Source organism: Alcaligenes sp. NLF5-7 (genome assembly GCF_024266725.1).
Lineage (GTDB): Bacteria > Pseudomonadota > Gammaproteobacteria > Burkholderiales > Burkholderiaceae_B > Alcaligenes > Alcaligenes phenolicus.
The window spans coordinates 553,917-579,704 of the sequence record NZ_CP100755.1 but is presented as its reverse complement, the minus strand read 5'-3'; the positions used below and the strand labels follow the sequence as shown (position 1 = coordinate 579,704).

Below are 25,788 nucleotides of genomic sequence, written 5' to 3'. Positions count from 1 at the left end.
AACCCGGAGATTCATCTCATCATGGCAAGTTCGGACTCTGCTATTTCCAATTTTCAGGGCAGCATGGTTGCCCTTGTTACACCCATGGATCCCAATGGGGGTCTGGATTTTGCCGCTTACCGAAAGCTGATCGACTGGCACATTCAGGAAGGAACGCGTGTGCTGGTGGTCGTTGGAACCTCGGGCGAATCGCCCACGGTGTCGGTTGATGAGCACGCTGAACTGATCAAGGTAGCCGTTGAACACGCGGCTGGCCGTGTGCCCGTGATTGCCGGTGTGGGTGGCAACTCCACTCGCGAGGCCATCGAACTGTCGCGTCACGCCCAGGAAGTGGGTGCAGACGCCGGTTTGTCAGTGGTGCCTTACTACAACCGTCCTACTCAGGAAGGCATGTACCAGCACTTCCGCGCCATTGCAGAAGCGGTGGATCTGCCGCAGTTCCTGTACAACGTGCCGGGTCGTACCGTAGCCGATCTGCAGAACGACACCGTGCTGCGTCTGGCTCAAATCCCCAACATCATCGGTATCAAGGACGCAACGGGCGATCTGGCTCGTGGCGGCTTGCTGCTGCGTGATGCCCCCGAAGATTTCATAGTGGTCAGCGGCGATGATCCTACCGCTGCTTCGTATATCTTGCTGGGCGCCAAAGGCAATATCTCCGTGACGGCCAACGTGGCCCCACGCCTGATGAGCCAGTTGTGCCAGGCCGCTTTGGATATGGACGTACCGACGGTACGCCGTTTGAATGCCTATCTGGCAGGTCTGAACAAGAACCTGTTTGTTGAGGCTAACCCCATCCCCGTGAAATGGGCAGTTGCAGAAATGGGCCTTACTCAGCTGGGATATCGTTTACCATTGACGCCGTTAAATGCACAGCATCACGAGTTGCTGCGTCAATCTTTGAAACTTGCGGATCTTCTTCCATGATTGCAAAGCCAGTTAATAAAAGCCTGATCGGGCTGTCTTTGAGCCTGTTGGTGCTGTCGGGCTGCTCGACGATGGACCAGATTATGGGCCAGGGCGAGTCGGTGAATTACAAGAGTACGGTAGCAGGCGATCCCTTGAGCATTCCGCCGGATCTGACCCAGGCCAACCGTGACGCACATTACCGTGCGCCAGAAGGTGCCACGTCTTACTCGGTCTACTCGCAAGGTCAAACCGCGCAGCAGGCCAAGGGCGGTGCCGATACGATCCTGCCTCAGTCTGATGCCATCAAGGTGATGCGCGATGGCGATCTGCGCTGGCTGGTCGTAGACCGCCCCGTGGAAGACCTGTTTCCCCGCATCGTCGATTTCTGGGGTGAGCATGGTTTTACCATTCAGTCCCAGGACCCCCGTGCCGGCTTGATTCAGACCGACTGGGCTGAAAACCGTGCCAAGATTCCAGAAAGCTGGATACGCAGTGCCTTGGGTTCCATCATTGACCAGGTCTTTGATAGCGGCGAACGTGACCGCTTCCGTACCCGCTTTGAGCGCGTCGGCAACAAGACCGAAATCTATGTGTCCCACCAGCACATGGAAGAAACACCAACGGCAGACGGTTCCGCCTTTAAATGGGTGTTCGCCAAAGAAGATCCAGGTCTGAATGCGGCCATGCTGGCTCGCATGATGGTCTTCCTGGGCTCGGATATTGAAACAGCACGTGAACAAGTGGCCAACGCCTCCAAGGATCCTTCCAGCGTTCAGGTCCAGGCGTCGGACAAGGGCGATCAGGCTGAGTTGATGCTGAACGAGTCCTTTGATCGTGCATGGCGTCGTGTTGGCGTAGCCATCGACTCCGCCGGTTTCTCGGTTGAGGATCGTGACCGTTCCGCTGGCGAGTTCTTCATCCGCTATCTGGATTCGGATACCGGCGAGAAGATCGAGCAGCAAAACATCATTGGCCGCATCTTCGGCAGCCGCAACACCGCCGAAGCCACACCCTTCCGCATCAAGTTGAGCGCCCAAGGTGCTGGCACTCGCGTAACGGTGCTGGATCAGCAAGGTCAGGAGCAGACCACGCCGACAGCCAAGCGCATCATCAATGTGCTGTCTACCAATCTGCGCCCCGGCAACTGATTGTTTTGAGTCGGCCTGCGGGCCGTCTGGAAAAAGCCCTGGTTTCATGCCAGGGCTTTTTTTATGCACTAGCTCCGTTCTGAGTTACTTTGGCTCTCTTTCTCTTGTCGAAGAGGAGCCAAACAGAGGCCAGGAATCTGGCGAGGTCAGCGCGATTAGCGCTGGCTTTCCCTTTACGGAAGAAGAGGTCATTGGGGGCATTTCCTGAAAGGACACAGTCTCTTTTCCAGGCTGCGCTGCGCTCTGTTTGTAGCGCCTGGATTGCGGTGCTCCCTGAAATGGTGCAAAGCCTTTCTTTGGCAGAGACTTGAGAGGGGCCATCTTTTATTTTGTGAGCAGAGTTAATCTTTCTTGAGCAGGGCTGGACTTTCTCTAAAACTATAAAGATAATAGGAACCATTATCATTTAATGCGTTTTAGGGAGTGGCCCATGCTGAAATCGTTTTGCCGTAACGGTTTAAGTTTTTGCCTGCGTATGCTGCGTGGCACACAAGCCTCTGCTCACGCTCCTTCAGAACCGGGTGCTCGTATGCTGGCCATGATCGAGGCCTTGCCCCGCCGTCGTCGTGAGGCCTTTGTGCTGCATCGCTTCGAGGGCCTGAACTACAGAGAAATCGCGACTCGTATGGGCACCAGCCCCCGAGTCGTTGAGCACTATATCCGCATGGCCATGTTGGCGTGCCGCCATAATCCGGCACCGCTCAATCGGGTGGACGGGGCAGTGCCGCGTCCGGCTGGTTCGTATGTCTAAGGACGAACACATGCTGCACATTGATGAGCAGGCCTTGAGCTGGCTGCTCAAACAGCACGACCCCAAACATCAGAACGATGCCCGCAGCCAGTCTGCGTTCCGGGCCTGGTTGTCCATTGATCCCGAGCATCAGGCCGCCTTCTTGCGCTGGAAGCTGGAGTGGGAAGCCATGGATGGAATCAGCGAGGAGCATCTGAGTCGTTTGCGTGCAAACTCCCGGCAAGCCGCAGGCGCGGCAGGGTCGGGGACATGGCGTCAACGTTTGCTAAATAGCTGTTTGGACGCCTGGTCCACTAACCCGGCCTTGCGCTTTGCCTTGGGTGGCGCAGTGTGTCTGCTGTTGGGAGTGGCATTTTTGGGTAGCGTAGGTAGCTACTTTCTATAAGCCTTGTGCAAAGCGCCTAGTTCTTATCTCCCCATGGCGAGCGTAGATATTGCGCTGCTTGCTGGATACGCTCATCCAGTGTTGTGGCTTCCAATCTGGGAATGGCACCCAGGCAAGGGCTCGGCAGATAGTCATGCAGCGTTTGCAGGTTCTCCTGGGCATAACTCATCTCCGGCGCTACGTGGTTGGCGACCCAGCCCAGCAAGTTCAAGCCGCTGGCGCGTATGGCTTGAGCCGTCAGCAAAGCGTGATTCAAGGCACCCAAACGTAGACCGATAACCAGCACCACAGGTAGTTGCAAGGCTTGTGCTAAATCTACGCCTGTCCGCCCTTGCCCCAAGGGCAGCATGAAGCCTCCTGCTCCTTCAACGATTGCATAGTCGGCCTGCTCCGCCACCGTTTGAACCGTTGTTTTGATCAGAGCCGGGTCTATTTCGATTCCTGCTTGTTCAGCCAGAATATGGGGTGCCGCAGCGGGCTTGAACAAGTACGGTGTCAGGGTTTCGGGAGCGAGCTTCAGGCTGGAATGCCGCGCCAGTGCATCCACATCTTCGTTCTGTAAACGTCCTTCTACCTCTACGGCCCCCGAAGCAATGGGTTTGATGCCGAGCGTGCGTGCGCCGCTTTGGCTTAGTAAATGAAGTAAAGCCGAGCTGACCAGCGTTTTGCCAATTTCCGTATCGGTGCCCGTCACAAAGCAGGCCCTCATGCGTATTCCTTCAGCAGACGACCCAGCCCATGCAGGCAATGCTCCACCTCTTTTGTGCCCCAGAGATAGCCGGGCATCAGGTACACCGTATTGCCGATAGGGCGTAGCATCAGTTCCTGTTGCAAGGCAGAGCGGTAAAAGCGCCGGGCAAAGCCCTGGTGATCGTAGCGAGCTGGGCCCGTGTCCAGATCAAAGGCCCAGATTACCCCGCAGCGGCGCAGATGCTGCATCTTGGGATAGTGCCGGTTCAGTCTATGCAAACCTTCATCAAGTGCTTGTCCCAGCGTTTTTTGCAGCTCGTAGACGGGGTATTGCTGGAACAAGTCCAGCGTGGCCAGCGCGGCTCGGCAGGCCAGGGGATTGCCAGTATAAGAATGGGAATGCAGAAAGCCCCTGCGCAAGTCCTGGTCATAAAACCCTTGATAAATCGAGGGGCTGGATAGCACTACGGACAAGGGCAGCGTGCCGCCGGTAATTCCCTTGGACAAGCACAGCAGGTCAGGCCAGATACCGGCCTGCTCGCAGGCAAAGAACGTGCCGGTACGGCCGCAACCCACGGCAATCTCGTCCAGAATCAAATGCACCTGATAGCGGTCACACAGCTCGCGCACGCCGCGTAGATAGTCGGGGGAGTGCATGTGCATGCCAGCCGCACATTGCACTAGCGGCTCCAGAATGACGGCGGCAATGTCCTGATGACCATCCAGAATCTGCTCCAGCGAGTGCAGTGCGTTTTCGGTGACCTGCGTGTGTTCGTCCGGGCTAGTGGCTTGACGCAGATCGGGGCTGGCTGCGGTGTATTGCTGGCCCAGCTGTGTGCCGTAGTTTTCCCGAAACAAGGGCACATCGGTCACGGCCAGAGCACCCAGTGTTTCGCCGTGGTATCCCTGCGCGATGCCTACAAAGCGGTGCTTGTGTTCCTGGCCTTGGTTGCGCCAGTAGTGCACGCTCAGCTTCAGGGCAATCTCTACCGCGGAAGCACCGTCGCTGGCATAAAAAGCATGGCCTAAACGATGGCTGCTCAAGGCGGCCAATCGTTCGGAAAGCTGCACAACCGGCTCATGGGTCAGGCCGCAGAGCATGATGTGATCCAGTTGCTGAACCTGATCGCTAATGGCTTGCACCAGATGCGGGTGGCTATGGCCAAACAGATTCACCCACCAGGAACTGATGGCGTCCAGATAGGCGTTGCCGTCGGCATCATGAAGCCAGGCGCCTTGGGCGCGTTTGATTGCCAGTAGCGGCACGCCTTGATCGTGATGCTGCATTTGAGTGCAAGGGTGCCAGACCGCTTGCAGGCTGCGTTGGGCCAAAGGGGGAAAGGAGTTTGAGTTCATGGCAAATCACCGTAAAGAGTGGGCGGCTTCATGTAGTGCCTGGACCAGTTTTTCAATGTCCTGTTGCCGGTGGGCGGCAGACAGGGATATGCGTAATCGGGCTTGATGGCGAGGAACGGTAGGTGGGCGTATGGCCGGTGCCCAAATACCTTTTTGCAGGAGGGTTTCGGCCAGTTGCAAAGCAGGTTCTACCTCGCCAATCAACAGGCTTTGCACGGGCGTATCGGAGGGAGCTAGACGCCAGGGCAGATACTGGCTCAAGGTTTGCAGCGTCTGGATATGCTCTTTCAACAGGGTCCGCTGGGGCTGGGCTTGTTTGATCAGCTGCAGACAGGCCAGCAAGGACGCACAATGCGCCGGGGCCAAGCCGGTGCTGTACACATAGCTGCGGGCGGATTGCGTGAACCAGTCGGCCAGCTTGTGGGAGCAGGCAATAAATGCACCACCCTGACCGGCCGCCTTGCCAAACGTCCCCAGGTAAATCAGACGCCGCCGCTGCGTGGTCGTGAGCTGGAAATGCTCAGGCGCTCCGCGTCCGTTCTCACCCAAAATTCCCAGACCATGTGCATCGTCCAGATACAGCAACGCATCGTGGCGTTCGCATAAGGCGATCAGCTCATCGACCGGGGCTATTGTCCCGTCCATGCTGAACAGGCTGTCCGAGATCACCAGTTTGAAGCCTGGCGCTGGCCTGCCGAGCAAATCATCCAGCCGTGCCATATCCCTATGGGGATAGACACGTAAACGAGCGCCGGATAGGCGGCTGGCATCAATCAGGCTGGCGTGGTTAAGCCTGTCACAAAAGATCGTGTCACCCGTTCCGACCAGCGCGGGAATCACGCCCAGGCTGGCTTGATAACCGCTGACAAAAAGACGGCTGGCCTCGAAGCCACTCCATTCTGCCAGCTCCTGCTCCAGTGCTTGAGCCAGCGCATGATGCCCACAAATCAGCGGGGATGCCGTCGCTCCGGCGACGTCTTGTGCTTCTAGCCGTTTGAGTTGTGGATGCTGACTAAGGCCCAGATAGTCATTGCCGGCGAAATTCAGCAAGACCTGGCCATTGCGTTCGATATGGGCGTTTGGCAAGGGGCGGCTGATTGCTCTTTGGCGCCACAGTTTCCTGGTCTTCAAAGTCTCCAGTTGTTGATCCAGATGAGCGAGAAAGGCACTCATGACTGTGCCGCCCGGTATTGAACCGGCAAGCGGTTCCAGCCCCGATAGGCGGGGAGTCGAATACGCTCACCTTGCGTCCCTTGCAGGCGAGGGAGCAAAGGCAGGAATTGCTCAAGTACGAGCTTGGCTTCCAGCTGCACCAAACCGGCTCCCAGGCAATGATGAATTCCGTGTCCCATGGATAGCTCGGCCTGATTGTTGCGGCTGAAGTCCAGATCGTCGGGATTGGCAAACACCGCCGGATCGCGGTTGGCAGCGCCCAAGAGCAAAAGCAGCAACTGCCCCTTGCGCAAATGCTGACCATGCCAGTGCTGGTCATGCATTAAACGTCTGGCTGTGTACTGAATCGGGCTGTCGTGACGCAGCACCTCTTTGATCGCGGCAGGAATTTTCTGCGGATTCGATAGCAAGTCCTGCAGCGTTGTGGAGTCAGCCAGCAGTGTTTGAAACAGGGAGCTAAGCAGATGCCGGGAGGTTTCATAGCCTGCAAAGAGCAACATACAGGACTGTGCCAAGCGCTCGCGCCTGCCTTGAAGGGAAAGCTGCTCATCATGCAAAAGCCGCCAGGCCAACCCGCCTTCTTGCAGATTGGCACTGTTGCCTAGAAAGTCAGCCATATCCAGCAAGGCGTCCTGGGTGCTTCTCAGCAAAGGCAGATCCGGCGTGGCTTGTCCGATAAAGCCTGCCAGTTGCTCTGACCAGGCCTGAAAAACAGACAAAGGCAGCTGCTCCAAGCCGAGCACGTCCATCATGACCAAGGCGGGGAGTGGGCGACAGACCTCATCAACCAGATCCACTGAACCGTGCCGCAGCTTGGCTTTTAACTCAAGGTGGATGTGCGCAACGCGCTTATCAATCGTGCTGTGCAGGGTTTCCAAAGCCTTCGCACTAAAAGCGGCATTCACTACTCGTCTGACGCGTGTGTGACGGGGGCGGTCCAGAAAGACCAGTGTCCTGGCCATCAAGCCCTTGAAGGCTTGCAAACGAGGGGAAGGATCAGCGCCAGCCTGGGCCACCCACCCGCCAACACGCCGCACGCTTAAATCGGGATTGCGCAGGGCAGCTTGTACATCGCTGTGCCTATGAACTAACCACGCCCCACCGCAGAAATCCGCATCCCAAACCAAAGGCGGCCCCTGACGAAGACGGGCATAAGCCGCATAGGGTGACGCAAGATCGAAATCGCCAAACATGACACCGTTTCCTGAAGATCAAAGCCAGCGCAGGCTAGCACTTGAGCGTGGAAGAGGCAGTCAATAGATTGTGTCTATTAATTCTTACAGGGTTTTTTGCCTGCAGTAGGGCTAAGTTGCAGGTTTATAGTGCTTATTGATGGGTTTTTTGTGACTAGTTTTTACAATAAAATCAGTGGTATTCAAGGCAGTAATCCTGCATGGGCAAGGGGAATGTTTTTGCCATTCAGGCCAGAAACTCTGTTCTGGCCTGAATAGGTTTTTATGAGTTACCGAGCATCAGACGCCGCCGGAAGCCCCTCAGTACCCAGCTTTTCCGTTTTTCGCTGCGGCAACTTCCCATTCAAAATAAAGTACGCCAGCAGACCGATCACCAGGCCCCAGAAAGCCCCGCCAATCCCGAACAGGGTGATATTGGCGGCTGATGCCAAAAAGGTAATCAAGGCTGCTTCACGCGATTTGACGTCTGCCATGGCTCCCGCCAGGCTGCCGCCAATGGTGCCCAACAAAGCCAAGCCCGCCAGCGTGGTAATAAAGCTTGCAGGGAAGGCCATGAACACAGCGGCCAGGGTTACTCCGAAAACGCCAACCAGAATGTAGAACACACCGGCGGCAATCCCGGCAACCCAGCGTTTGGAAGGATCCTGGTGCGCCTCTGGCCCGGTGCAGATAGCGGCGGTAATGGCGGCTACGTTCATGGCATGGGAGCCAAAGGGAGCCATGATCAACGAACCCAGTCCTGTCACCCAGACAATTGGGTTGGCACTGGTACGAAAACCGTCGTTACGCAGGACCAGCATGCCGGGCATGTATTGGCCGGTCAGCGTGATCAGGAATAAGGGCAAGGCGACGCTTAGCAAGGCATTCAGGGTGAATACTGGCATGGTGAATACCGGCGCAGCCAGTTCCAGTTTCAGGCCACTCAGGTCTACGCGATGCTCCAGCAGCAGGAAGCTCAGGCCCAGGATCAGAATGCCTACCACTGCGTAGCGTGCGGAAAAGCGTTTGATGATCAGGTAGGCCAGAATCAGCAGACCTGCCAGTTTCGGGTCCAGTGTCATGCTGCCAAATGCGCCAATGCCAAATTGCAGCAGAATGCCAGCCAGCAGACCGGCAGCGATGCCGTTGGGGATCAGACGGATCAGGCGCTCGAAGTAGGAGGACAGGCCCAGGACCACAAAGGCCGCTGCCGAGATCAGGTAGGCGCCGACGGCTTCTTCATATGGCGTGGTGGCCAGAGCCGTAACCAGAAATGCAGCGGCGGGCGTGGACCAGGCGGTGATGATGGGTTCGCGCGAAACCCAGCTCAAGAGCAAACCGGTAACACCCACACCAATGGAAATTGACCAGACCCAGGAGGCGGTCAGCTCAGGGCTGAGGCCGGCTACTTTGGCGGCCTGGAAAACCAGAATAAAGGTGCCGCCGTAGTTGACGATGACCGAGATCAGACCGGCCACGATAGGCGGGATCAGGTCGCTGACTAGAGAGGATGAGGTCGATCGGGAGGTAGACATAGTGCTCTGCGCTTTCCAAAAGGAGAGATGACAAACGAGCACTATTTATAGCGATTAAATGGACTGGCCAGATAGGACGCTTTGTGGGTATATGGCAGACCACTTTTGAGTTGGGTAGGTGCCTGACTAGATTGAGTGGGGTGGCTACGTGATTTTGAATGTGGCCCGAGCTGGATTGAAGCTCGGCTGCAAAGCCACTAATGGTGGCTTTATGACGAATTGCTCGTCTTGTGAATCGCGTTGTTCATGATAGTGCTTTTTTTTGCTGGATGGCGTGAATAAAATACTGTGGCAACTGCAACTGCAACTGCAACTGCAACTGCAACTGCAACTGCAACTGCAACTGCAACTGCAACCAGCAAATGTATCGGTTTTTCGATTCCTGAGGTGTTAGCAATAAAAAAGCGAAGCAGCCTGCAAGCTGCCCCGCTTCTTTTCTGAACTTGCCAGAGTTAGTGGCTCAGTGCTCAGTTTTCCTTGAACTGTAGCCAGCCGTCATCCAGCCAGGCATTCAGCATTTCGCGCTCATCTTCATCCAGGGCTTCGAAACTGTCGCCGGGGATCAAGAGTTCACGTTGGTCAGCCAGTTGTTTCAGGGCCGGGCTGGCGGGGCAGGAGGCGACCTCACCGTTGATATACAGCTCATCGCCGCGATACATCATGCGCGAGCAGCGATCCAAAGCCAAGCGGCCTGCAGGCCGCTCGGGGTCATGCAGATCAACCGGGTCTTCGGCAATGTCGAACCAGCTATTACTGGGCAATTCGGTCAGCCAGACGCCCAGGAACCGTGAGGCCAATGCTTCGTCAAAACGAATGGCGTTCAAGGCATCCAGCGACTTCTGAACAAGCTTCTCCGGCAAGGCGGCAGGTGTGGTGCTGGCCTGGGCATCCGGGTCGGTGTAGCGCTGCTGCAGGCTCTCGGGCATGGGCATCGGTGGGTCGGCATACAAGCCAAAGCCTTCGCCACTGGCGGCGGCCAACTGATCCGAGGCGGCATCCATCAAACCACGGGCCAGCGTTGCCTGGGTAGGCGAGCGAAAGCCGATGGAAATCGTCATGCAGTCGCCCATTGCAATCCCGTCATGTGCCACGTGCGGGGGCAGATACAGCATGTCGCCGGGTTCCAGCGTGAACTCTTCTTCTACCTGGAAATTGCGCAGAATCTTCAAGGGCAGGTCGGGCACCAGGCTCAGGTCTTTTTGCTGGCTGATACGCCAGTGACGCTTGCCGTGGGCTTGCAGCAGGAACACATCGTAGCTGTCGAAGTGTGGGCCTACGCCACCGCCGTCAGAAGCAATGCTGATCATGGCGTCGTCCAGACGGGCATCGCCAATGAAGCGGAACTGACGCATCAGGGCGGCGGTGTTGTCGTCGTGCAGATCCACGCTTTGTGCCAGGGCGGTCCAGTTGGGCTGCGAGGCGGGCGGCAGCTCGTCAAAAGGCCCGGTTTCCATTTCCCAGTCTTCGCCATCATGGATGATCAGGCGCGACTCGACTTCTTCACGCGTTACCAGCTCGCGGATATTGTCTATGCTCAGCGAGTGCTTGAAATTAGGGATGGCGCCGCGTATCAATAAAGGTTTGCGTTGCCAGTAGGTTTGCATGAACTCATGCGCGCTGATGCCGCCCAAAAGGGTCAATGGCTGGTCGATAGTCATGGACTGCCCGAACAAGAATTAAATTAGCCCGTAGCTTAACTGATCCGGCCTGTCCCGGTGTATGGCTAGCCTGCGTATCAGGCGTATCTAGCGCAAAGAATCCAGAGAAATACTCGCGATATAGAGTGATTGACTCACGGTAGGAGTCTAAGAATGATTGATTGTCGATCTGCTCGCCAACGGTCCTCGGAAAACCACATAAAAAAAGGAGCCTCTTGGGCTCCCTTCAGGACTGTTTAACCCGCCGCCTTCATCTCTTTTTTCCAGCGGTACAGCAAATCCAGGGCGTCGCGTGCGCTCAGGTCATCCACATCCAGTTGCTTGAACTGATCCAGCAGGTCCAGTGCTTTTTCTGTGGTTGGGTCAGGCTCGGCGACCGTGGCTTCCGGAGCGCTGCCTGCATTGAACAAATCCAACTGTGCGCTAGGATCGTTTTGTGCTTCCAGACGGCTTAGCTCGCGACTGGCCTGACGGATGACCGCAGAGGGAATGCCGGCACGTTGTGCAACTTGAATCCCGTAGCTGCGGCTGGCGGGGCCTTCCTGAACTTCGTGCAGGAACACAATGCCGGAGGCCGATTCTGCGGCGGCCAAGTGCACGTTGGCAGCGGCAGGTAGCTCGTTGGGCAGGCGCGTGATCTCGAAATAGTGCGTGGCAAACAGGGTCAGTGCCTGATTGTGGCTGAGCAAGCGATGCGCGATGGACCAGGCCAGGGCCAGACCATCATAGGTGGAGGTGCCGCGACCAATTTCATCCATCAGCACCAGACTGTAGGGGGTGGCACCGGCCAGAATGGCTGCTGCTTCGGTCATTTCCATCATGAAGGTAGAGCGGCCACCAGCCAGATCATCCGCTGCACCGATACGGGTAAAGATGCGGTCGATCTGACCAATACGGGCTGTGCTTGCCGGTACAAAGCTACCGATGCGGGCCAGCAAGGCAATCAGGGCAACCTGACGCATATAGGTGGATTTACCGCCCATATTCGGGCCGGTAATCAGCAACATGCGACGTTGTGCGTGCATTTTACAATGGTTGGGCGTGAAGCGCTCGATGCTGTGCTCCACCACAGGGTGACGGCCTGCTTCAATCCAGATACCAGCCTGCTCGGTCAGCTCGGGGGCGACCCAATTATTGTCCAGTGCGTGCAAGGCCAGGGAGGACAGGGTATCCAGTTCGGCCAGCGCGCTGGAGCACAAGGCCAAGGGGCCTGCATAGCTTTGCAGCTTGTCCAGCAATTCATCGAACAGGAACTTCTCGCGGCTCAGACTGCGGTCCTTGGCGGACAGGACCTTGTCCTCCCACTCTTTCAATTCAGGCGTGATGAAGCGCTCGGCATTTTTCAGTGTCTGGCGGCGGCGGTAGTCGTCGGGGACCTTGTCGGCCTGACCGCGACTGACTTCAATAAAGAAACCATGCACACGGTTGTATTCAACGCGCAAGGTAGCAATGCCGGTGCGCTCGCGTTCGCGGGCTTCGATCTTCACCAGCACATCGCCGCTATCGCTGGCCAGGCTGCGTAGCTCGTCCAGATCCGCATCGTAGCCATCGGCAATGACACCACCATCGCGTATCAGCAAGGCGGGCTCGGAGGCGATGGCAGACTGCAGCAAGGAAGCCAGCTCCGGGTCCAGAGCCAGACTTAACAAATGCCCATGCAAGTGTTCAGACTGAGCAAAGTTCTGTTCCAGCTCCCGACGTAGTTCAGGCAGTGTCACCAGCGCATCGCGCAAGCTGGCCAGCTCCCGAGGACGCACGCTGCGTAGCGAAATACGCGTGGCAATACGCTCCAGGTCCGGGAAGCGGCGCAGGGCATGGCGCAGCACACCCAAAGGATCGCCTGCATTCAAGCTGGCGCTTTGCTGGGTTTGGAAAAACAGGGATACCACATCCTGGCGCTGCTGAACGGCGTGGTTCAAGCGTAAGGGGTGATGTAGCCAGCGGCGCAGCAAACGGCTGCCCATGGGAGTCTGGCAATGATCCAGCGTGGAGAACAGGGTTGGGCTGGTTTCACCGCTAATGGTTTCGGTAATTTCCAGATTCTTGCGCGTGACGGCATCCAGCACCAGAAAGTCCGAGCTGTGTTGAACGCGGATAGCGGTGATGTGGACCAGGGACTGAGATTGTGTGCTGCCGACATAACGCAGCAAGGCTCCGGCTGCCGCCGTCGCCGCAGGCAGATCGTCCAGACCAAAGCTGGCCAAGGAATCCAGGTCAAAATGGTCCAGCAAGGTTTCGCGTGAACCGTCCTGTGCAAAGTGCCAATCCGGCAGGGTGTGGCAACTGGCTTGCGGCAGTTCCGGGGCAGGGCGCAGCGATTCGGGATAGACCAGTTCTACAGGGCCGATACGATTCAGTTCCGTATCCAGCATGTCCGGTTCGCACTGGCTGACCAGAAACTCGCCACTGGCCAGGTTCATCCAGGCCAGCCCCACCATTTCCTGACGTTGCACCTTGATCAGTGTGCAGGCGGCGATCAGGCGGTCTGCCTTGGGAGGCAGCAAGGCGTCATCAGTTAGCGTACCGGGAGTAACTACACGCATGATCTTGCGCTCGACCGGACCTTTGCTGGCAGCCGGGTCACCGACCTGCTCACAGATGGCGACGGATTCGCCCAAGGCCACCAAACGCGCCAGATAACCTTCCATGGCATGAAAAGGCACACCAGCCATGGGGATAGGCTCGCCGTTGGAGGAACCGCGCTTGGTCAGCGTCAGGTTCAGCAGGCGTGCGCCGCGTTCGGCATCGGCGTAGAACATCTCATAGAAGTCCCCCATCCGATAGAACAGCAGATGCGAGCCAGCCTCCGCTTTGAGCTGAAGGTATTGACGCATCATGGGCGTGTGCGAAGATAAATCGGTTTTATTCATACAAATCAAATAGTTACTGTTTCTTCGCGGTTTTCTTGGGACAAATTTGGGACAATTTGACGCATGTTTTGCATGCTCTCCCAGATACGTTCCAGCTCGCTGGGAGACTCTGAATCTATCCAGCGCGCGTACACTTGCACGAGCATGGAGTAATCATTGTGGCCCATCTGATTGGCGATAAAGGCCAAGTTTCCGCGAGCCGTCAGATTCCAGCATGCGTAGGTGTGCCGCGTCTGATAGGGTGGGCGTGGGCGAATCTCCGCCCGTCGGACCAGGTTGCTCCATTTGGTATTCCAGGCGCTGGGCACAAAGAATTCGTTGACTTCCTTCCTGCGTGCTTGAGTTTTGGGCGACAGGAGAACGCGCACGCGGTCGGTACGCGATTCATGGCGGTTTAGCCAGACTTGCAGATCAGCGGGCTTGCGATGTTTGGCGTCCTCGATAAGCACCCGCAGTGCCTCACGGGCGGGCGGGAACAGCAAGACGGTGCGTTCCTTGTTTGTCTTGGGAACCTTGAACGTCATGGATTGGGTCACTGACCGGCGTACCGTAATCTTGCTCAGGTCGGTGGCCACGTCCTCCAAAGCCAATGCCAGCAGTTCGCCGGGGCGTAGTCCGGTATAGACCGCCAACGTGACTGCCGCCCGGTCAATCGGGTGTATGCAGCCTTTATCAATGAGCAACTGATACTCCTCGAAGCTCAACGGGTCGGGGTCTTTGTGGCTTTTGGTGAAGCGGGTGCAATGCTTGGCCAGATCCTTGCAGTATCCGTTGTCTTCGCACCAGTACAGGAAGCCGGAGAAGGTTGCGAGGTAGTGGTTGACGGTAGAGACCGCGCGGGTGGCGATCAGATCGACTCGCAACTGCTGGATGTCGGCGGGCTTGAGCGCGTCGACTTGGCGGTCGCGGCCGATCGTCTCCAGGCAGACGTTTAGCGCGTTCTCGTAGCGTGACTGTGTTTCCGGTGTGATGTCGACCGCCTTGAGCGGCTTGTAGCGGTCGCACAGGTCGACCAGGCGCTTGCTGGTTTGGGCAGTGCTTTCCGCTGGGCGCGTGTGCGGAAACATTTCTGCTTCGTTGTAGGTGCCGGTGCGCAACGCATACAGAGCCGCACTGCGCAGACGCGCGGCGTGCTTGAGGTTTGCTTTGGTGGGGTCAAGTCCAAGCGTATGCCGATGGCGCACGCCCTGGTGCATGAAGTCCACGCGGATCGATTTGCCGTGTATCCAGATGCCGGGGAAGCCGGTCTTCGCTACTGCTTCGACTGCCATCACGATGCTCCTGCTGCTTATGCTTACTCCGCCTTCGTTTGCTCGTTCAAGGGCCATTGGCCGGTCTTGAGCATGAAAAGCTCGAAAAGACCGGGAGGCATGGAACGGTCGCCCGCCTCCCAACGCTGCCATGCGCGCAGCGATACCCGCACAATTTGCGCGGCTTCCGTTTGAGTAAGGCCAGCTACGATGCGGGCATCACGAATGGTGGCGACCGGCGGGCTTTGCTGCTTCGTCGATTCAGACATAGACAAGAATGGTGGAAACCTGCGCGTTTGCAGCTAATCCCCGAATTATATACGACCATTGGTCGTATTGCAAGAATTGCCATTCCCAACAGGTGACGGATGCTTATGCCTTCTAAACGTCACTCAGAAGGATCTGGCGTGCGCTGTGCTTTCCACCCATCGTTCGAACTCTGCAAGGTTCAAAAAGATACGGCCATCCGGCGCTTTGCGCCAGATGCGACCTTCCAGCCAAATTCCGCCTTTAACCTTGTGGCGCACCGCGTTCTCGCTGTAGCCAGTGACTTCGGCAAACCGCTTGACGAGTACCCATCGGCTTGGATTGCTCACGGCGTTCTCCCTGTGTTGTCGGTGCCACAATGCAACCGAACCAGCATGGGGAAATTGTTGCCGGGGTTTGTTATTGGGGAAACTTGTGTGGGCGTAGTTGAGCGTAGGCGGGTGTGTGGGGTGGCCTCGGGGTATGTCGTCTCACCGATAGGCCTGGAGCCAGGAGCAGTCGCGTTCGCGGGGATGCGCCCGCCCGTGCTTCAAGTCATGGTTATCCGGCATGACACCTTCGGTCCGTCTGGTTGAGTCGGGTCTGCGCGTTACGTTTGCTAAAAACAAACAGTGTGTGCAGATTTTTTCATGGTTCGGATTCAAATGATTGAAAATATTCAGCAATAATTTTTAAAGACATGAAATGCCCTTCAGCAAAGCTTAAAAATTTTCGACAAATATGCTCCCAAAGGGCGTGGTGCGTCCCTGTTCTGAAGAGCATGTACTTCATAACCTTTGCTAGTCGAAGTTCCGTGTAGCCCTTGCCAAATGAGAGATATAGGCTGAGTCCGTGATTAAATACATGATCGGTGAAAATCTGCCAAGGTGTGTAGCGTGGCCATAGAGTTCTGAGATCTCCGCCAAAGGTATAGCGACTGGACAGATGAACAAAAATCAAATGGAGCAACAGCTCGGATTCCCCTTCATCTGAAAAAATTTGGCGACCGTGATTTTTTATCAGTTGGAACAGAATGAAACTAGCCAACGGATTTGGTGTTTGTGCTAGCGAATGGAGATTTTGGGCAGTGAATGCCAGTGGAAGGGCGCCAACAGAGTAAAGTAAAAAGCCGTGTCGCAGACTCTCAAAGTCGAACTCTTCTTTTGACACAGCCCGAAGAACTATAGCGGCTACATTTGCCGTAGGACTCTTGTTGGCGTGGTGTAAAGCAGAAAAAGCCCCATCCATACAAAACCAAGGAATGTTATTGGCCATGGAAAGCTGAATGGCATCGTAGACGGTAGCGTCTATCCCTTCCTTGATTGAAAAAACCTCAAGATTTGCATCATGAGCCATCGGATAGGCTACAGATGAATTGTCCAGCACTAATTGCAGCGTCTCTACTATGTGTGCGCTATTTTCGCGAATATCCGATGCCGTGGTTCGAACAAGTCTTCCACTATCCGTCACACCTAAGAGCATGAACTTTTCATCGGAGATCTCATTGATGAACTGTGTCAGCTTCTCTTTGGTGGCTGCGGGTAAAATAAATGAAATGCCAGCATCTAGTACTGCGCGGACTAGGTTTGTAGTTGCTAAGTAGCCAATGCCGTAAGCGTCAAGCACAATGGCATTAGGGCTAGCCTCACCTTGATTCCATAGGGGTGATTTGGGAATCCGGACGTCAGGCCAGCAATTCAAAGCGCTTTTAAAAGCATCGTTTGGATAGAGCGCATGACCACGAATATATAACGGTAAGGCATCAACCTCTTCCAGTTGCTTGCGACGCTCAGCATCTGAATTTTGGCCGAGTTTTTTCTCTAAATAGGGTACTAACTCAGCAGGGTCAGATGGCATCTGCATCATGACGAAGCAATCGCTGCCATCGTTGTGGATATGTCGCAGTCTTAATGCAAGACGTAAACACCCCACGTAAGGGGGCAGGCGGTCTATCACCCTGTAAGTAGCCATTCCCAAATTGGCGCTTTCGCCTTTCGGCAGATCTTGCAGCAGCCTCCCCAAGTGGCTGGAGGACCTCAATGTGTATTCACCGGAGTTTTGGTCGTCCTCAACGATCAGCCGAGTCTGAATATTTCCTTCCTGCTCATACTCAATGGCAACTGCGCACTGCTCTAATGTAGCCGAGACATCTAAGTCTAAGTCGGTCATGAGGCCTGTGCCAAAGTGGAAATTTACCAAGTCGACGGCTCGGTCTCTGGGGGATTGGATGAACCAATCCACCCACAGCGGCTCTACGCGTTTGAAGTTCCCGGCTCGGGTAAGAAACCCAAGAATGGCCATGACCTCGGGAATCGGAGATTGCAGCACAGCATCAGGTATCCTCTGATGAAAAAGCTGTTGCTCGGCTAAACTCTGATGGCGCGCTCGAAGGTGGCAGCCCTGATACCATGCATATGCCATATCAGGTGCATACTCGACCATGAGATCACTAAATTTCAGTGCAGATGTGATATCCCCCATTCGCTCGGCTTTCATCGCACTGAGGTTTAAGATCATTACAGACTTTTCTGCATCTTTGATTTTGTCGATCACCTTCTCGAATGTTTCGTACTGCTCCGCTTCAAGTAAGCATCTCAGATAGGCTACGACGAACTGAGACGGCCATAACGTGTCATCGGGTATGAGACGGGAGGTGAACTCGATTGCCTTATTAGGTAGTTTGCTGGCGGATAGCTTTTCTGCCAATTCAAATACCACTTCCGGCATCAAGGTCGTTATGTCGTTCCCCCATCGCGAAATGAAACGATCCGCGTGCTGGGCCAATTCCTGTCTCTGCCGTGCACTATGGTTATCTTCATCGTGCTTAAGGGCGTGGACTAACAGTCGAACGTAAGCTTCCTCCATTTCAGAGGCGTCATTTAGTATATGCTCACGACCCACCCATTCTTCGAGCTCGGGTGGTGTTGCCAGTCGAAGGAAGGGCATTATGTCGCTGATTGGGTGACTATTCGCTGCAAGGAACTGGTTGCACCAGGCAGTGCGCTTTTGAGGATTTTCAGTTGCCGCTTTCAGCTCCCTCTGTGATTCGTTCAGCGCGGTCTCGTCACCTAAAGCAGCCTTGCACATCGCAATAGAAGCAGATCGAGTGGGATCAAGATTCGGAAGGTGCTTTTTCAGCGTTTTGAATAAGCTGAGTGGTGCGTAGCCCTGATAAGCGTTGAAAATGGAGCAGGCCAGTTCCTGGACGCGTATATCGGTGCCTTCCGATTGCTCGAATAGCTGAGCAGTGTGGTCAGCCAGATCGTCCAGCCCTTCCTTCACTGCAGGCCGGTTCAACCAAAAGTGACATTTAGCAAGATCAGGGTTGAACTTCATGCCTGTTGCGATGGTAAGAAGCACCTTGGAGTTGTAGGAGGGAAACCACGTATCCAAGTGCTTGGCCATTCGCAGCATCAGATCTGTTAGTTGCAGTCGGGCGGCACCCTCAACGATCCCAGTCAGTTCTGCCTCTGTGGGGTTTCCTTTTCCCGCTGCCTCCAGGTACTCCTTGTCTGCGTACAAACGTAGATACGTCTCTTGGGAGTACGGTCCGGGAGGCGATTTTCCTTCAAAAAGGTCTCTCGCCGCCTGTTCGCGATCAGTACCACTTGACAACTTCAGGAGCGCCGCTAAGCACATGTCCTTAACCACATGATTGCTTGCGGTCGAGATGATCTTCGCAACGGTTTTCCAGGCGTCATCGTGATCTTGAGCTTCAACCAGTCCGCTATAGATTGAAATGACCTCTACCAAGGCGGCAGCTTCAGGGTCTCGCTGGGCCATGGCTTTGAGCATGACCATCTGGGTTTTGGCCGTAGCATTATCCTTTTTTCGAAGGCTTTCGAGCACCAAATCCATTGGAGGAATCAGATCAGCCGGAGCCAGCGATTTGATCTGGACCATGATCTTATCGCCAGCCACGTTATCACCAACACCGGTGTGGCTCTGCTCAATTGTGCTCACGTATGCGGTTCCTGATTATTGATCACTGGGTGATTTTGTTGCCTGCTACATTGTCGCCACTGCTGTTGTGAGTTTGAGTGACGGTATTGATTGTGGATGGCGTAGCTATGGCAGCCTTTGCGTTGATTTCTTGAAGTAGGGTGAGTAATTGCGAGGAATTTTCTAGGCGGCGATTAATGGCTAGCTCACTTAACTCGTCGTTGATATTGAGTTTCGCAAGTTCGGTGGCCAAAGCATCAGCAACCACCTCGTCTTTAATCCAGCTACCTAAACGACTCTTTAGAATATCGCCGCTTAATTGAGCGCCGCGTTTCAATACGTCGTAAATCGTGCTTGCGATGACTCCGGTAGTAATGAAATCCATTCTAGATATTCCTTTGGTGTGAGAAAGGTGGTTTTTACGGCAGCTATCTGGGGAACATGGTGTAGGCTACAGCCGAACGAATGACTGGATGGCAATATGTGCCCGACCAGCATTGCCACTTCTTGTCGTCTCTTGCCACGAAAGGCAGTGGCGCCCCTCAAGAATGTATCAAAAATGAACAGGGCGGTGTTGTCGCTGTTGAAGTTCATCACCTAATCAAACCATAGCGTCTGCGCTTCGCGCACCACGCTGCTCCAGGTTCGCTCCCGCTCATCCCTGACGGGACTGCCTATCGCCAGCCTTCCACATCCCTGACGCCTACGGCCCGGCTTCCCCGCTTCGGGCCTGCGCGCTTCGCTTGCCTGCGGGCGACACCAAAGACCTGGCCGTTGCCTGCTCAACCATCTTTCCTGACTTCATCACCTTGTCCGCGACTGTAGCCCGTGGCCGCGTGCCGTCAAGGCGCGCCAGGCCGTGTCCTCGGCTGCGCCTGCGGGCCGCACCCTCCTGACGCTTCTTTCCTTGACGGCCCCCGTTCGTGGGCTCCTGACCGTCGCGGGCGACGAACTCAGGAAAGACGGTGGCAACGAGGCCAACCGGGTTCTTCGTGCCGACCGCACAACAACAGCTCAAAAGCGTTGGGCTTCCGAATCTTGGAATCCGGTGTGCGGTGAACAGCAAACCCTTTCTTTGTCAGGAGAAATCCCATGCTTGCATCCCGCTTCGCTCCCCATTCCCCCGTGCTTCGCAGCGACCGCCCACTATCGGACGATCAGATCAGGGCGGTGGTGCCGTCCATCTATGCCGATGCTCCACACGAAAGCCGTTCAGAACGCTACAGCTACATCCCCACGGCGGCAGTGCTGACGGAGCTACGGAAAGAAGGTTTTGAACCCTTCATGGTGACGCAGACCCGGGTACGTAACGAAGACCGGCGCGAACACACCAAACACATGATTCGCCTGCGCCATGCCAATCAGGTGAATGACAGCATTGCCAATGAAATCATTCTTTTGAACTCGCACGATGGCACGAGCAGCTATCAGATGCTGGCGGGCGCGTTCAGATTTGTTTGCGCCAATGGGCTGGTGTGCGGCGACACCGTCGCCGATGTTCGCATCCCGCATAAAGGCGACATTACCGGGCAGGTCATCGAAGGTGCTTATGAAGTGCTAGACGGTTTCGAGCGGGTACAGGAATCCCGCGAAGCCATGCAGGCGATCACGCTGGACGCGGGAGAAGCCGAGGTTCTCGCACGCGCAGCACTGGCCCTGAAGTACGACGACCCCGACAAACCTGCACCTATCACCGAAAGCCAGATTCTGATGCCGCGCCGGTATGACGACCGCCGCCCCGATCTGTGGATGACCTTCAACCGCCTGCAAGAAAACCTCACCAAAGGCGGTTTGCGTGGCCGCAGCGCCAACGGTCGCCGCCAAAGCACCCGAGCGGTGCAGGGCATTGATTCCGACATTCGCCTGAACCGTTCCCTGTGGCTGTTGGCCGAGGGTATGCGCCAGTTGAAAGCCTGATTCCCCTACGCGGCAGGGGCAGGCAGCCACCCTTGCCGCGCTTTTCATGGCTGCAATGCAAAACCTCAAGGAGTGTTCACCATGAACGCGATCAACCACACCGAAGCCCAAGCTATCGACACCGCTACGCCCGAAGCCGCCGCCCCGGCGCAAAACCTGATTCTCGTACCGCTGTCGCAGCTTCGCGTTTCAAAGCGCAACGTGCGCAAGTCCAAGACCGCAGGCCAGTCGATTGATGCGCTGGCGGAAAGCATCGCCCGCGTGGGGCTGCTGCAAAACCTCACCGTCATCGCCGCCGTCAATGGCGAGCATTACGAGGTCGTGGCCGGTGGCCGCAGGCTGGCGGCGCTCAAGCTGCTGGCGAAAAAGCGCCGCATCGCCAAGGATTGGGAGGTTCCATGCCTGCTGGTGCCGGACGCCAGCGCCCGCACCGTGAGCCTGACCGAAAACGTGCAGCGTGAGGCCATGCACCCGGCAGACCAGTTTGAAGCGTTTGCGGCACTGGTCAAGGAAGGCCGACCCATTGAAGACATTGCGGCGGATTTCAGCGTCACCCCGCTGGTGGTGCAGCGCCGCTTGAAACTGGCGAACGTCTCGCCGCGCCTGCTGGCCGATTACCGCGCCGATGCCGTGAACCTTGATCAGTTGATGGCCCTTGCCATCACAGACGATCATGCGGCACAAGACGCCGCGTTTTATGACGCGCCCGAATGGCAGCGCAGCCCCCATGCCTTGCGTGATCGGTTGACCGAGCGAGAAATTGACGCAGGCCATGCGCTGGTGCGCTTCGTCGGACTGGACGCCTACGAAGCCGCAGGCGGCGGCATTCGTCGTGATTTGTTCGCGCAGGACGATAGTGGCGTGTATGTCACCGACGCGGCACTGTTGGAAACGCTGGTGCGCCAAAAGCTGGACGACCACGCGGCCACAGTGAAGGCGGAGGGGTGGGCTTGGGTGGATGCCACGCCCTTTGCCACCTATGCCGACCTGCAAGCCTTCCAGCGAGCCCCACGTGAGCGGCGCAATCCCACCAAGCGGGAGGCCGAGCGCATGGAGCGGTTGGAAACCAAGATGCAGGCCACTGGTGCAGCGATTGATGCGGCATTGAGCGATGATGACGAGGAAAAAGCCGATGCCTTGCAGGAGCAGGGCGACAGCTTGGGCGAACAATTGCAGGCGCTGGAAGATCGCTTGCTGGATTACGCCCCGAACGTGAAAGCCGCCGCAGGGGCCATTGTTACCCTTGATCGGCAAGGGGAAATTGTGGTGTATCGCGGTCTGATGCGTGAAGCCGAAGCGAAGGCGCTGCGCACTTTGGAGCGGCTGCGCCAAGGCTTCGGCGGTGAGGATGACGTTAACGGCGAAGGCGAGGATGACGAACAGCCCAAGGCCGCTTCCATGACCGACCGGCTGGCGCAGCGCTTGAGCGCCCACCGCACCGCTGCGCTGCAAATCGAACTGGCCCGGAATCCACAAGCTGCCCTGGCCGCTGTGGTGCATGGCATGGTGCAGACGGTTTTGCAGCGTGATCGCTATCATCGCGACGGCTTGCCACTGGAAATACGCTTGACCGTGCAAGACCGGCTGGAAAGCATGGCCCCGGACTGGCCGGAATCTCCCGCCGCCGTGGCGCTGGCAGAATTGCAAAAGGTCTTGAGCGAAGGCTTGCCGCAGGACAGCGCCGACCTGTTCACCGTCTTGCTGGCAACGCCGCAAGATGCACTGGTGCGGCTGCTGGCAGTATGCGCGGCGGCAACGGTGGACATCATCACCCCCCGCGCTACCGCACAGCAACCGGGTGCGGAGCTCGCGCAGGCCGTGGGGCTGGACATGGCGGCATGGTGGCAGCCGACCGCCGAAGGCTACTTCAAGCACATTTCCAAGGCCGTGATTCTGGATGCCGTGGGCGAGTTCGCGCCTGATCAGGTGTCGCGGCTGGCGAAGCTGAAAAAGGCCGATATTGCCAGCGAAGCCGAACGGCTGGTGGCCGGTATGGGATGGATGCCCGCCATCTTCCGGGTGGCAGCCTCGCAGGACATGGCGGCAGACGAAGATGGTGAAACCGTCGAGGATGCCGATACGCTGAATGATGCGGTGAATGCCGTCGCCGCATAACCCTGACGAGCAACCAGCGCCCCGGTTTCAGCCGGGGCGCTGGCGGTTCATGGGTTTATTTCGCACCGTCCACAATGTCTCCCCGTCATTGTGGACGGTGGGCAAAATCCGGACGCGGCATCGCCGCGCCCGGTGATAACAGCCAAAGCGAAAAGCCAAATCAGCCGTTCGCCGCCCACCGGGCCAGCGGCGACCGGAGCCTATGACACAAGCGCGCCTGGGGGCGGGCGGCCATCGCTGCGCTGGACAAATAGCAGCCCATCCAGGCGCAAGGCACGGAATGACAAGGGCTGTCATAAAGTCTTCATCTCTTATGCACAGGCTTGCTCACAGAATCTGTGGATAAATCCGTGCGTGTCGGCGCACGCGCCGCCGGGCTGTCGGGCAGCGCCCCATGCCGGCTTTGCCGTCACGGCCATTCGGCTTCCATCCCTCACGCCTTCGCGTCGGGGGGCGCTGCGCACTGCGCGTGCACGTTGCGCGACCCGCAACGATTAAAGTCTGGCTGCGTTGCACGCAGAGGATTCCAACGCAAAACCCAGTGACACGGTGGGGGCTGTTTTACTCCCGGTCATTGTGTCATGTCGTTCTTATTTTCAAGGGCGGCGCGTCGCCGTGGGCGCCGCTTGCGGCCGCTGGCCGTCTTTGACCCTTGAAACCTGCGCTGCGCCATGCCTTCGGGTTCCGGGCAATCCCGCCCTGAACACTGGAGAGCATCATGAACAACACCATCGCCGCACTGAGCTATGACAACATGGACGAGACATACGCTCTGTATGTACGCAGTCCCAGCGGCCGCTACAAGCTGGCCAGCGACGAGCAGATTCTGGCGGCGGGCCGCACGGCTGCGGAAAGCCTGGTTTCCCAATCGTCGCCGGTCGATCAGCCGACCAAGGTGAAGCAGTTTTTTCAGGCCAAGCTGGCCGGGCTGGGACACGAATGCGCCGCCTTCCTGTATCTAGACTCACGTTTCAAGCCGATTCGCTATATCGAGCAGGGGTCGGGCACGTTGAGTCAGGCCAGCGTCTATCCCCGCGAGATCGTTAAGACGGCGCTGCGTCTGAACGCAGCCGCGCTCATCATGGCGCATAACCATCCGTCGGGTTCAACCGAGCCAAGCATGGCGGATCTGAACCTGACCAAACATCTGAAAAACGCGCTGGCGATGGTAGACGTACGGCTTCTCGATCATGTCCTCGTGACGGCGGCAAGCACAACCTCACTGGCAGAGCGGGGGCAACTGTAAAGCTCCGACAACAGCACAGGGCGCGTTATACCCTGTGCTGTTGTCAGATAGGCAGCCTCAAGTGCTTTCGGTTTTTATATGGCGCCCCGCCAAACGGCGGCGCGGGTCACGCTACGCCTGGGCTTGCTGGCGCAGGTTGCACGCAAGCGTGCCGTCCTCGATGCTGGCGGTTGTTTGTCTGGACATCAGGAGGGGCGGTTCACCGACACGCTGCCCGGTCTGGCTTATGGAGCTTCCACACCGCGTTTTCGACGACAGCGCCGCCACTTGCGGCGGGTGCGTTTTCACCCCACATTGGGAGCCTGGTTCTTGCCCGCATCAGGGCGCTTGCCGGTCAAGCCTGTATGCGGAGAAACCGAGTTCGCCACCTCTCTTTGCAGGACGGTCGGCCTGTACGTCCTTGTCTTGTCGTGAATCCTGGCGGGGGACGGCAAGCCTTCGGGCTTATTGGTCGCAACCGTCCAGCACAAACAATTTCCCCGCCGCCGCGGGCGGCTTCCTCGCGGGACAAATTCTTTGTGCTTCCCGGCCCTTCACGTTGTTACGGCCGCTGGCGCGGTGCGGCCCGCCCACCCCCGCCGACCGGATCACAACAAGGACGCACTGGCGCGACCTTGATTTCCTGAAAGGAGAATCATCATGGCCAACATCGGCACCTTCACCGCAGACAAAGACGGCTACACCGGCACCCTGCGCACCCTGACGCTCAACGTCAAGGTCAAGCTGGTTGCCAACGACAAGGGCGAAAACGACAAAGCCCCCGACTTCCGCTTGCAGGCGGCGAGTCATGACATCGGCGCGGCGTGGAAGAAAACCAGCGAGGCCGGGCGGGAATACCTGTCCGTCACCCTGGACGACCCCACGTTCCCGTCCACTGTCTACGCCCGCCTGATCGAAGGCGAGGACGGCACGCATGATCTGCTGTGGTCGCGCAGCAAGCCGCAGGCGGCTTAAATCACTACGCCCCGCCTTTTTGGTGGGGCGCATCCACTCAAAGGCCTATGGCGGCGCGGCCGCCCCAGACCTTATTCTGAGACCTTGCCTTCGGCAAGCTGGGCTTCCGTGCGGGTCATGAGCACGGCCGTGCTGCATTCGAGCGCGCCGGCGATCTTGAAGATAATGGCCAGGGTGGGCGCGTGTTCGCCGCGCTCGATCTTGCCCAGGTGGGAGCGTTCAACATTGGCGAGGTTCGCCAGCATTTCCTGGGCGATGCCGCGCTCGGTGCGCAGCGCACGCACCGCTGTGCCGAAGGCTTGCGCCAGTTCGGCATCATAGGTGGTGGCGCCGGGTGGCCGACCGCGCTGTATGGGACGCTTTTGCATAGACACAAGCGTCGTTTGGCGGCACAATTAAAACCACGTTATCTTTAACTCATTCATCCAGATTTCAGCTTTTTCTTGTGTAATGACGCAAACCCGTCAAGGT

Annotated in this window: 22 protein-coding genes; 9 read left to right on the top strand and 13 right to left on the bottom strand. The window is 57.0% G+C overall.

Features of this window, described 5'->3' with window-relative positions:
* The first annotated feature begins 21 nt into the window (after positions 1–21).
* The 4 genes from dapA to MID00_RS02770 all read left to right on the top strand — a co-directional run bounded on the left by dapA (position 22) and on the right by MID00_RS02770 (position 3,193).
* Complete coding sequence (gene dapA, locus MID00_RS02785; protein ID WP_009457899.1) at positions 22–927, top strand: 4-hydroxy-tetrahydrodipicolinate synthase; 906 nt, start codon at positions 22–24, stop codon at positions 925–927.
* Positions 924–2,057: an outer membrane protein assembly factor BamC gene (gene bamC / locus MID00_RS02780; RefSeq protein WP_009457893.1), complete on the top strand. Its 1,134-nt coding sequence runs from the start codon at positions 924–926 to the stop codon at positions 2,055–2,057. Before dapA ends, bamC begins: the two co-directional genes overlap by 4 nt.
* A 430-nt stretch (positions 2,058–2,487) precedes the next feature.
* Positions 2,488–2,808 carry a sigma-70 region 4 domain-containing protein gene (locus MID00_RS02775; protein WP_250756808.1) on the top strand — a complete coding sequence of 107 codons (321 nt, stop codon included), beginning with the start codon at positions 2,488–2,490 and terminating at the stop codon, positions 2,806–2,808.
* Between the two features lie 10 nt (positions 2,809–2,818).
* Positions 2,819–3,193: a DUF4880 domain-containing protein gene (locus MID00_RS02770; protein WP_254499655.1), complete on the top strand. Its 375-nt coding sequence runs from the start codon at positions 2,819–2,821 to the stop codon at positions 3,191–3,193.
* A 16-nt stretch (positions 3,194–3,209) separates the two neighbouring features.
* Here MID00_RS02770 and bioD read toward each other — a convergent pair whose 3' ends face one another.
* From bioD to MID00_RS02710, 12 genes are all read right to left on the bottom strand, one after another.
* On the bottom strand, positions 3,210–3,902 hold the full coding sequence (bioD, locus tag MID00_RS02765; protein WP_254499654.1) for a dethiobiotin synthase: 693 nt from the start codon (positions 3,900–3,902) through the stop codon (positions 3,210–3,212).
* Positions 3,899–5,239, bottom strand: a complete 1,341-nt coding sequence (bioA, locus tag MID00_RS02760) for an adenosylmethionine--8-amino-7-oxononanoate transaminase (RefSeq protein WP_250756810.1) — start codon at positions 5,237–5,239, stop codon at positions 3,899–3,901. The genes bioD and bioA overlap by 4 nt, the downstream gene beginning before the upstream one ends.
* Before the next feature lie 6 nt (positions 5,240–5,245).
* Entirely contained in the window at positions 5,246–6,412 is a 1,167-nt protein-coding gene (locus tag MID00_RS02755) for an 8-amino-7-oxononanoate synthase (protein ID WP_254499653.1), read from the bottom strand.
* On the bottom strand, positions 6,409–7,605 hold the full coding sequence (locus MID00_RS02750) for a cytochrome P450 (protein ID WP_254499652.1): 1,197 nt from the start codon (positions 7,603–7,605) through the stop codon (positions 6,409–6,411). Before MID00_RS02750 ends, MID00_RS02755 begins: the two co-directional genes overlap by 4 nt.
* 269 nt (positions 7,606–7,874) lie before the next feature.
* Positions 7,875–9,119 carry a benzoate/H(+) symporter BenE family transporter gene (locus tag MID00_RS02745; protein WP_115634127.1) on the bottom strand — a complete coding sequence of 415 codons (1,245 nt, stop codon included), beginning with the start codon at positions 9,117–9,119 and terminating at the stop codon, positions 7,875–7,877.
* 467 nt (positions 9,120–9,586) lie between these two features.
* Complete coding sequence (locus MID00_RS02740) at positions 9,587–10,777, bottom strand: cupin domain-containing protein (protein ID WP_254499651.1); 1,191 nt, start codon at positions 10,775–10,777, stop codon at positions 9,587–9,589.
* 236 nt (positions 10,778–11,013) lie between these two features.
* Positions 11,014–13,647 carry a DNA mismatch repair protein MutS gene (mutS, locus tag MID00_RS02735; RefSeq protein WP_254499650.1) on the bottom strand — a complete coding sequence of 878 codons (2,634 nt, stop codon included), beginning with the start codon at positions 13,645–13,647 and terminating at the stop codon, positions 11,014–11,016.
* Positions 13,648–13,652: 5 nt separating this feature from the next.
* Entirely contained in the window at positions 13,653–14,918 is a 1,266-nt protein-coding gene (locus MID00_RS02730) for a tyrosine-type recombinase/integrase (RefSeq protein ID WP_118994193.1), read from the bottom strand.
* Positions 14,919–14,941: 23 nt separating this feature from the next.
* The gene (locus MID00_RS02725; protein ID WP_118994194.1) at positions 14,942–15,166 is read right to left on the bottom strand and encodes a helix-turn-helix domain-containing protein; all 225 of its coding nucleotides are present in this window, start codon (positions 15,164–15,166) and stop codon (positions 14,942–14,944) included.
* Between the two features lie 123 nt (positions 15,167–15,289).
* Complete coding sequence (locus tag MID00_RS02720; RefSeq protein WP_118994195.1) at positions 15,290–15,493, bottom strand: excisionase; 204 nt, start codon at positions 15,491–15,493, stop codon at positions 15,290–15,292.
* Positions 15,494–15,791: 298 nt separating this feature from the next.
* Complete coding sequence (locus MID00_RS02715; protein WP_118994196.1) at positions 15,792–19,106, bottom strand: hypothetical protein; 3,315 nt, start codon at positions 19,104–19,106, stop codon at positions 15,792–15,794.
* A 22-nt stretch (positions 19,107–19,128) separates the two neighbouring features.
* Entirely contained in the window at positions 19,129–19,470 is a 342-nt protein-coding gene (locus MID00_RS02710) for a hypothetical protein (protein WP_254499649.1), read from the bottom strand.
* A gap of 707 nt (positions 19,471–20,177) precedes the next feature.
* Here MID00_RS02710 and MID00_RS02705 point away from each other — a divergent pair.
* The 5 genes from MID00_RS02705 (at position 20,178) to MID00_RS02685 (ending at position 25,317) form a co-directional block, all read left to right on the top strand.
* Positions 20,178–21,002 (top strand): DUF932 domain-containing protein, encoded by an 825-nt coding sequence (locus MID00_RS02705; RefSeq protein WP_118994198.1) that lies wholly within the window; start codon positions 20,178–20,180, stop codon positions 21,000–21,002.
* 81 nt (positions 21,003–21,083) lie between these two features.
* Positions 21,084–23,117, top strand: coding sequence for a ParB/RepB/Spo0J family partition protein (locus MID00_RS02700; RefSeq protein ID WP_118994199.1), 2,034 nt, complete (start codon positions 21,084–21,086; stop codon positions 23,115–23,117).
* A gap of 730 nt (positions 23,118–23,847) precedes the next feature.
* A complete protein-coding gene (locus MID00_RS02695) occupies positions 23,848–24,363 on the top strand; it encodes a RadC family protein (RefSeq protein ID WP_368044562.1) in 516 nt (171 codons plus the stop codon).
* 78 nt (positions 24,364–24,441) lie between these two features.
* Complete coding sequence (locus tag MID00_RS02690) at positions 24,442–24,777, top strand: hypothetical protein (protein ID WP_128354956.1); 336 nt, start codon at positions 24,442–24,444, stop codon at positions 24,775–24,777.
* Between the two features lie 225 nt (positions 24,778–25,002).
* Positions 25,003–25,317, top strand: a complete 315-nt coding sequence (locus tag MID00_RS02685) for a DUF736 domain-containing protein (protein ID WP_254499648.1) — start codon at positions 25,003–25,005, stop codon at positions 25,315–25,317.
* Between the two features lie 71 nt (positions 25,318–25,388).
* On the opposite strand, the gene MID00_RS02680 is transcribed toward MID00_RS02685, so the two are convergent.
* Positions 25,389–25,685, bottom strand: coding sequence for a helix-turn-helix domain-containing protein (locus MID00_RS02680; protein WP_254499647.1), 297 nt, complete (start codon positions 25,683–25,685; stop codon positions 25,389–25,391).
* Between the last annotated feature and the right edge of the window lie 103 nt (positions 25,686–25,788).

Bases quoted from the DNA above. Each gene is read 5' to 3' on its own strand.
- MID00_RS02700 (WP_118994199.1), top strand. From the start codon at position 21,084: ATGAACGCGATCAACCACACCGAAGCCCAAGCTATCGACACCGCTACG.
- MID00_RS02770 (WP_254499655.1), top strand. From the start codon at position 2,819: ATGCTGCACATTGATGAGCAGGCCTTGAGCTGGCTGCTCAAACAGCAC.
- MID00_RS02755 (WP_254499653.1), bottom strand. From the start codon at position 6,412: ATGAGTGCCTTTCTCGCTCATCTGGATCAACAACTGGAGACTTTGAAG.
- MID00_RS02740 (WP_254499651.1), bottom strand. From the start codon at position 10,777: ATGACTATCGACCAGCCATTGACCCTTTTGGGCGGCATCAGCGCGCAT.
- MID00_RS02745 (WP_115634127.1), bottom strand. From the start codon at position 9,119: ATGTCTACCTCCCGATCGACCTCATCCTCTCTAGTCAGCGACCTGATC.
- MID00_RS02725 (WP_118994194.1), bottom strand. From the start codon at position 15,166: ATGTCTGAATCGACGAAGCAGCAAAGCCCGCCGGTCGCCACCATTCGT.
- bioA (WP_250756810.1), bottom strand. From the start codon at position 5,239: ATGAACTCAAACTCCTTTCCCCCTTTGGCCCAACGCAGCCTGCAAGCG.
- MID00_RS02775 (WP_250756808.1), top strand. From the start codon at position 2,488: ATGCTGAAATCGTTTTGCCGTAACGGTTTAAGTTTTTGCCTGCGTATG.
- dapA (WP_009457899.1), top strand. From the start codon at position 22: ATGGCAAGTTCGGACTCTGCTATTTCCAATTTTCAGGGCAGCATGGTT.
- MID00_RS02750 (WP_254499652.1), bottom strand. From the start codon at position 7,605: ATGTTTGGCGATTTCGATCTTGCGTCACCCTATGCGGCTTATGCCCGT.
- MID00_RS02685 (WP_254499648.1), top strand. From the start codon at position 25,003: ATGGCCAACATCGGCACCTTCACCGCAGACAAAGACGGCTACACCGGC.
- MID00_RS02705 (WP_118994198.1), top strand. From the start codon at position 20,178: ATGCTTGCATCCCGCTTCGCTCCCCATTCCCCCGTGCTTCGCAGCGAC.
- MID00_RS02730 (WP_118994193.1), bottom strand. From the start codon at position 14,918: ATGGCAGTCGAAGCAGTAGCGAAGACCGGCTTCCCCGGCATCTGGATA.
- MID00_RS02690 (WP_128354956.1), top strand. From the start codon at position 24,442: ATGGCGCCCCGCCAAACGGCGGCGCGGGTCACGCTACGCCTGGGCTTG.
- bamC (WP_009457893.1), top strand. From the start codon at position 924: ATGATTGCAAAGCCAGTTAATAAAAGCCTGATCGGGCTGTCTTTGAGC.
- mutS (WP_254499650.1), bottom strand. From the start codon at position 13,647: ATGAATAAAACCGATTTATCTTCGCACACGCCCATGATGCGTCAATAC.
- MID00_RS02680 (WP_254499647.1), bottom strand. From the start codon at position 25,685: ATGCAAAAGCGTCCCATACAGCGCGGTCGGCCACCCGGCGCCACCACC.
- bioD (WP_254499654.1), bottom strand. From the start codon at position 3,902: ATGAGGGCCTGCTTTGTGACGGGCACCGATACGGAAATTGGCAAAACG.
- MID00_RS02710 (WP_254499649.1), bottom strand. From the start codon at position 19,470: ATGGATTTCATTACTACCGGAGTCATCGCAAGCACGATTTACGACGTA.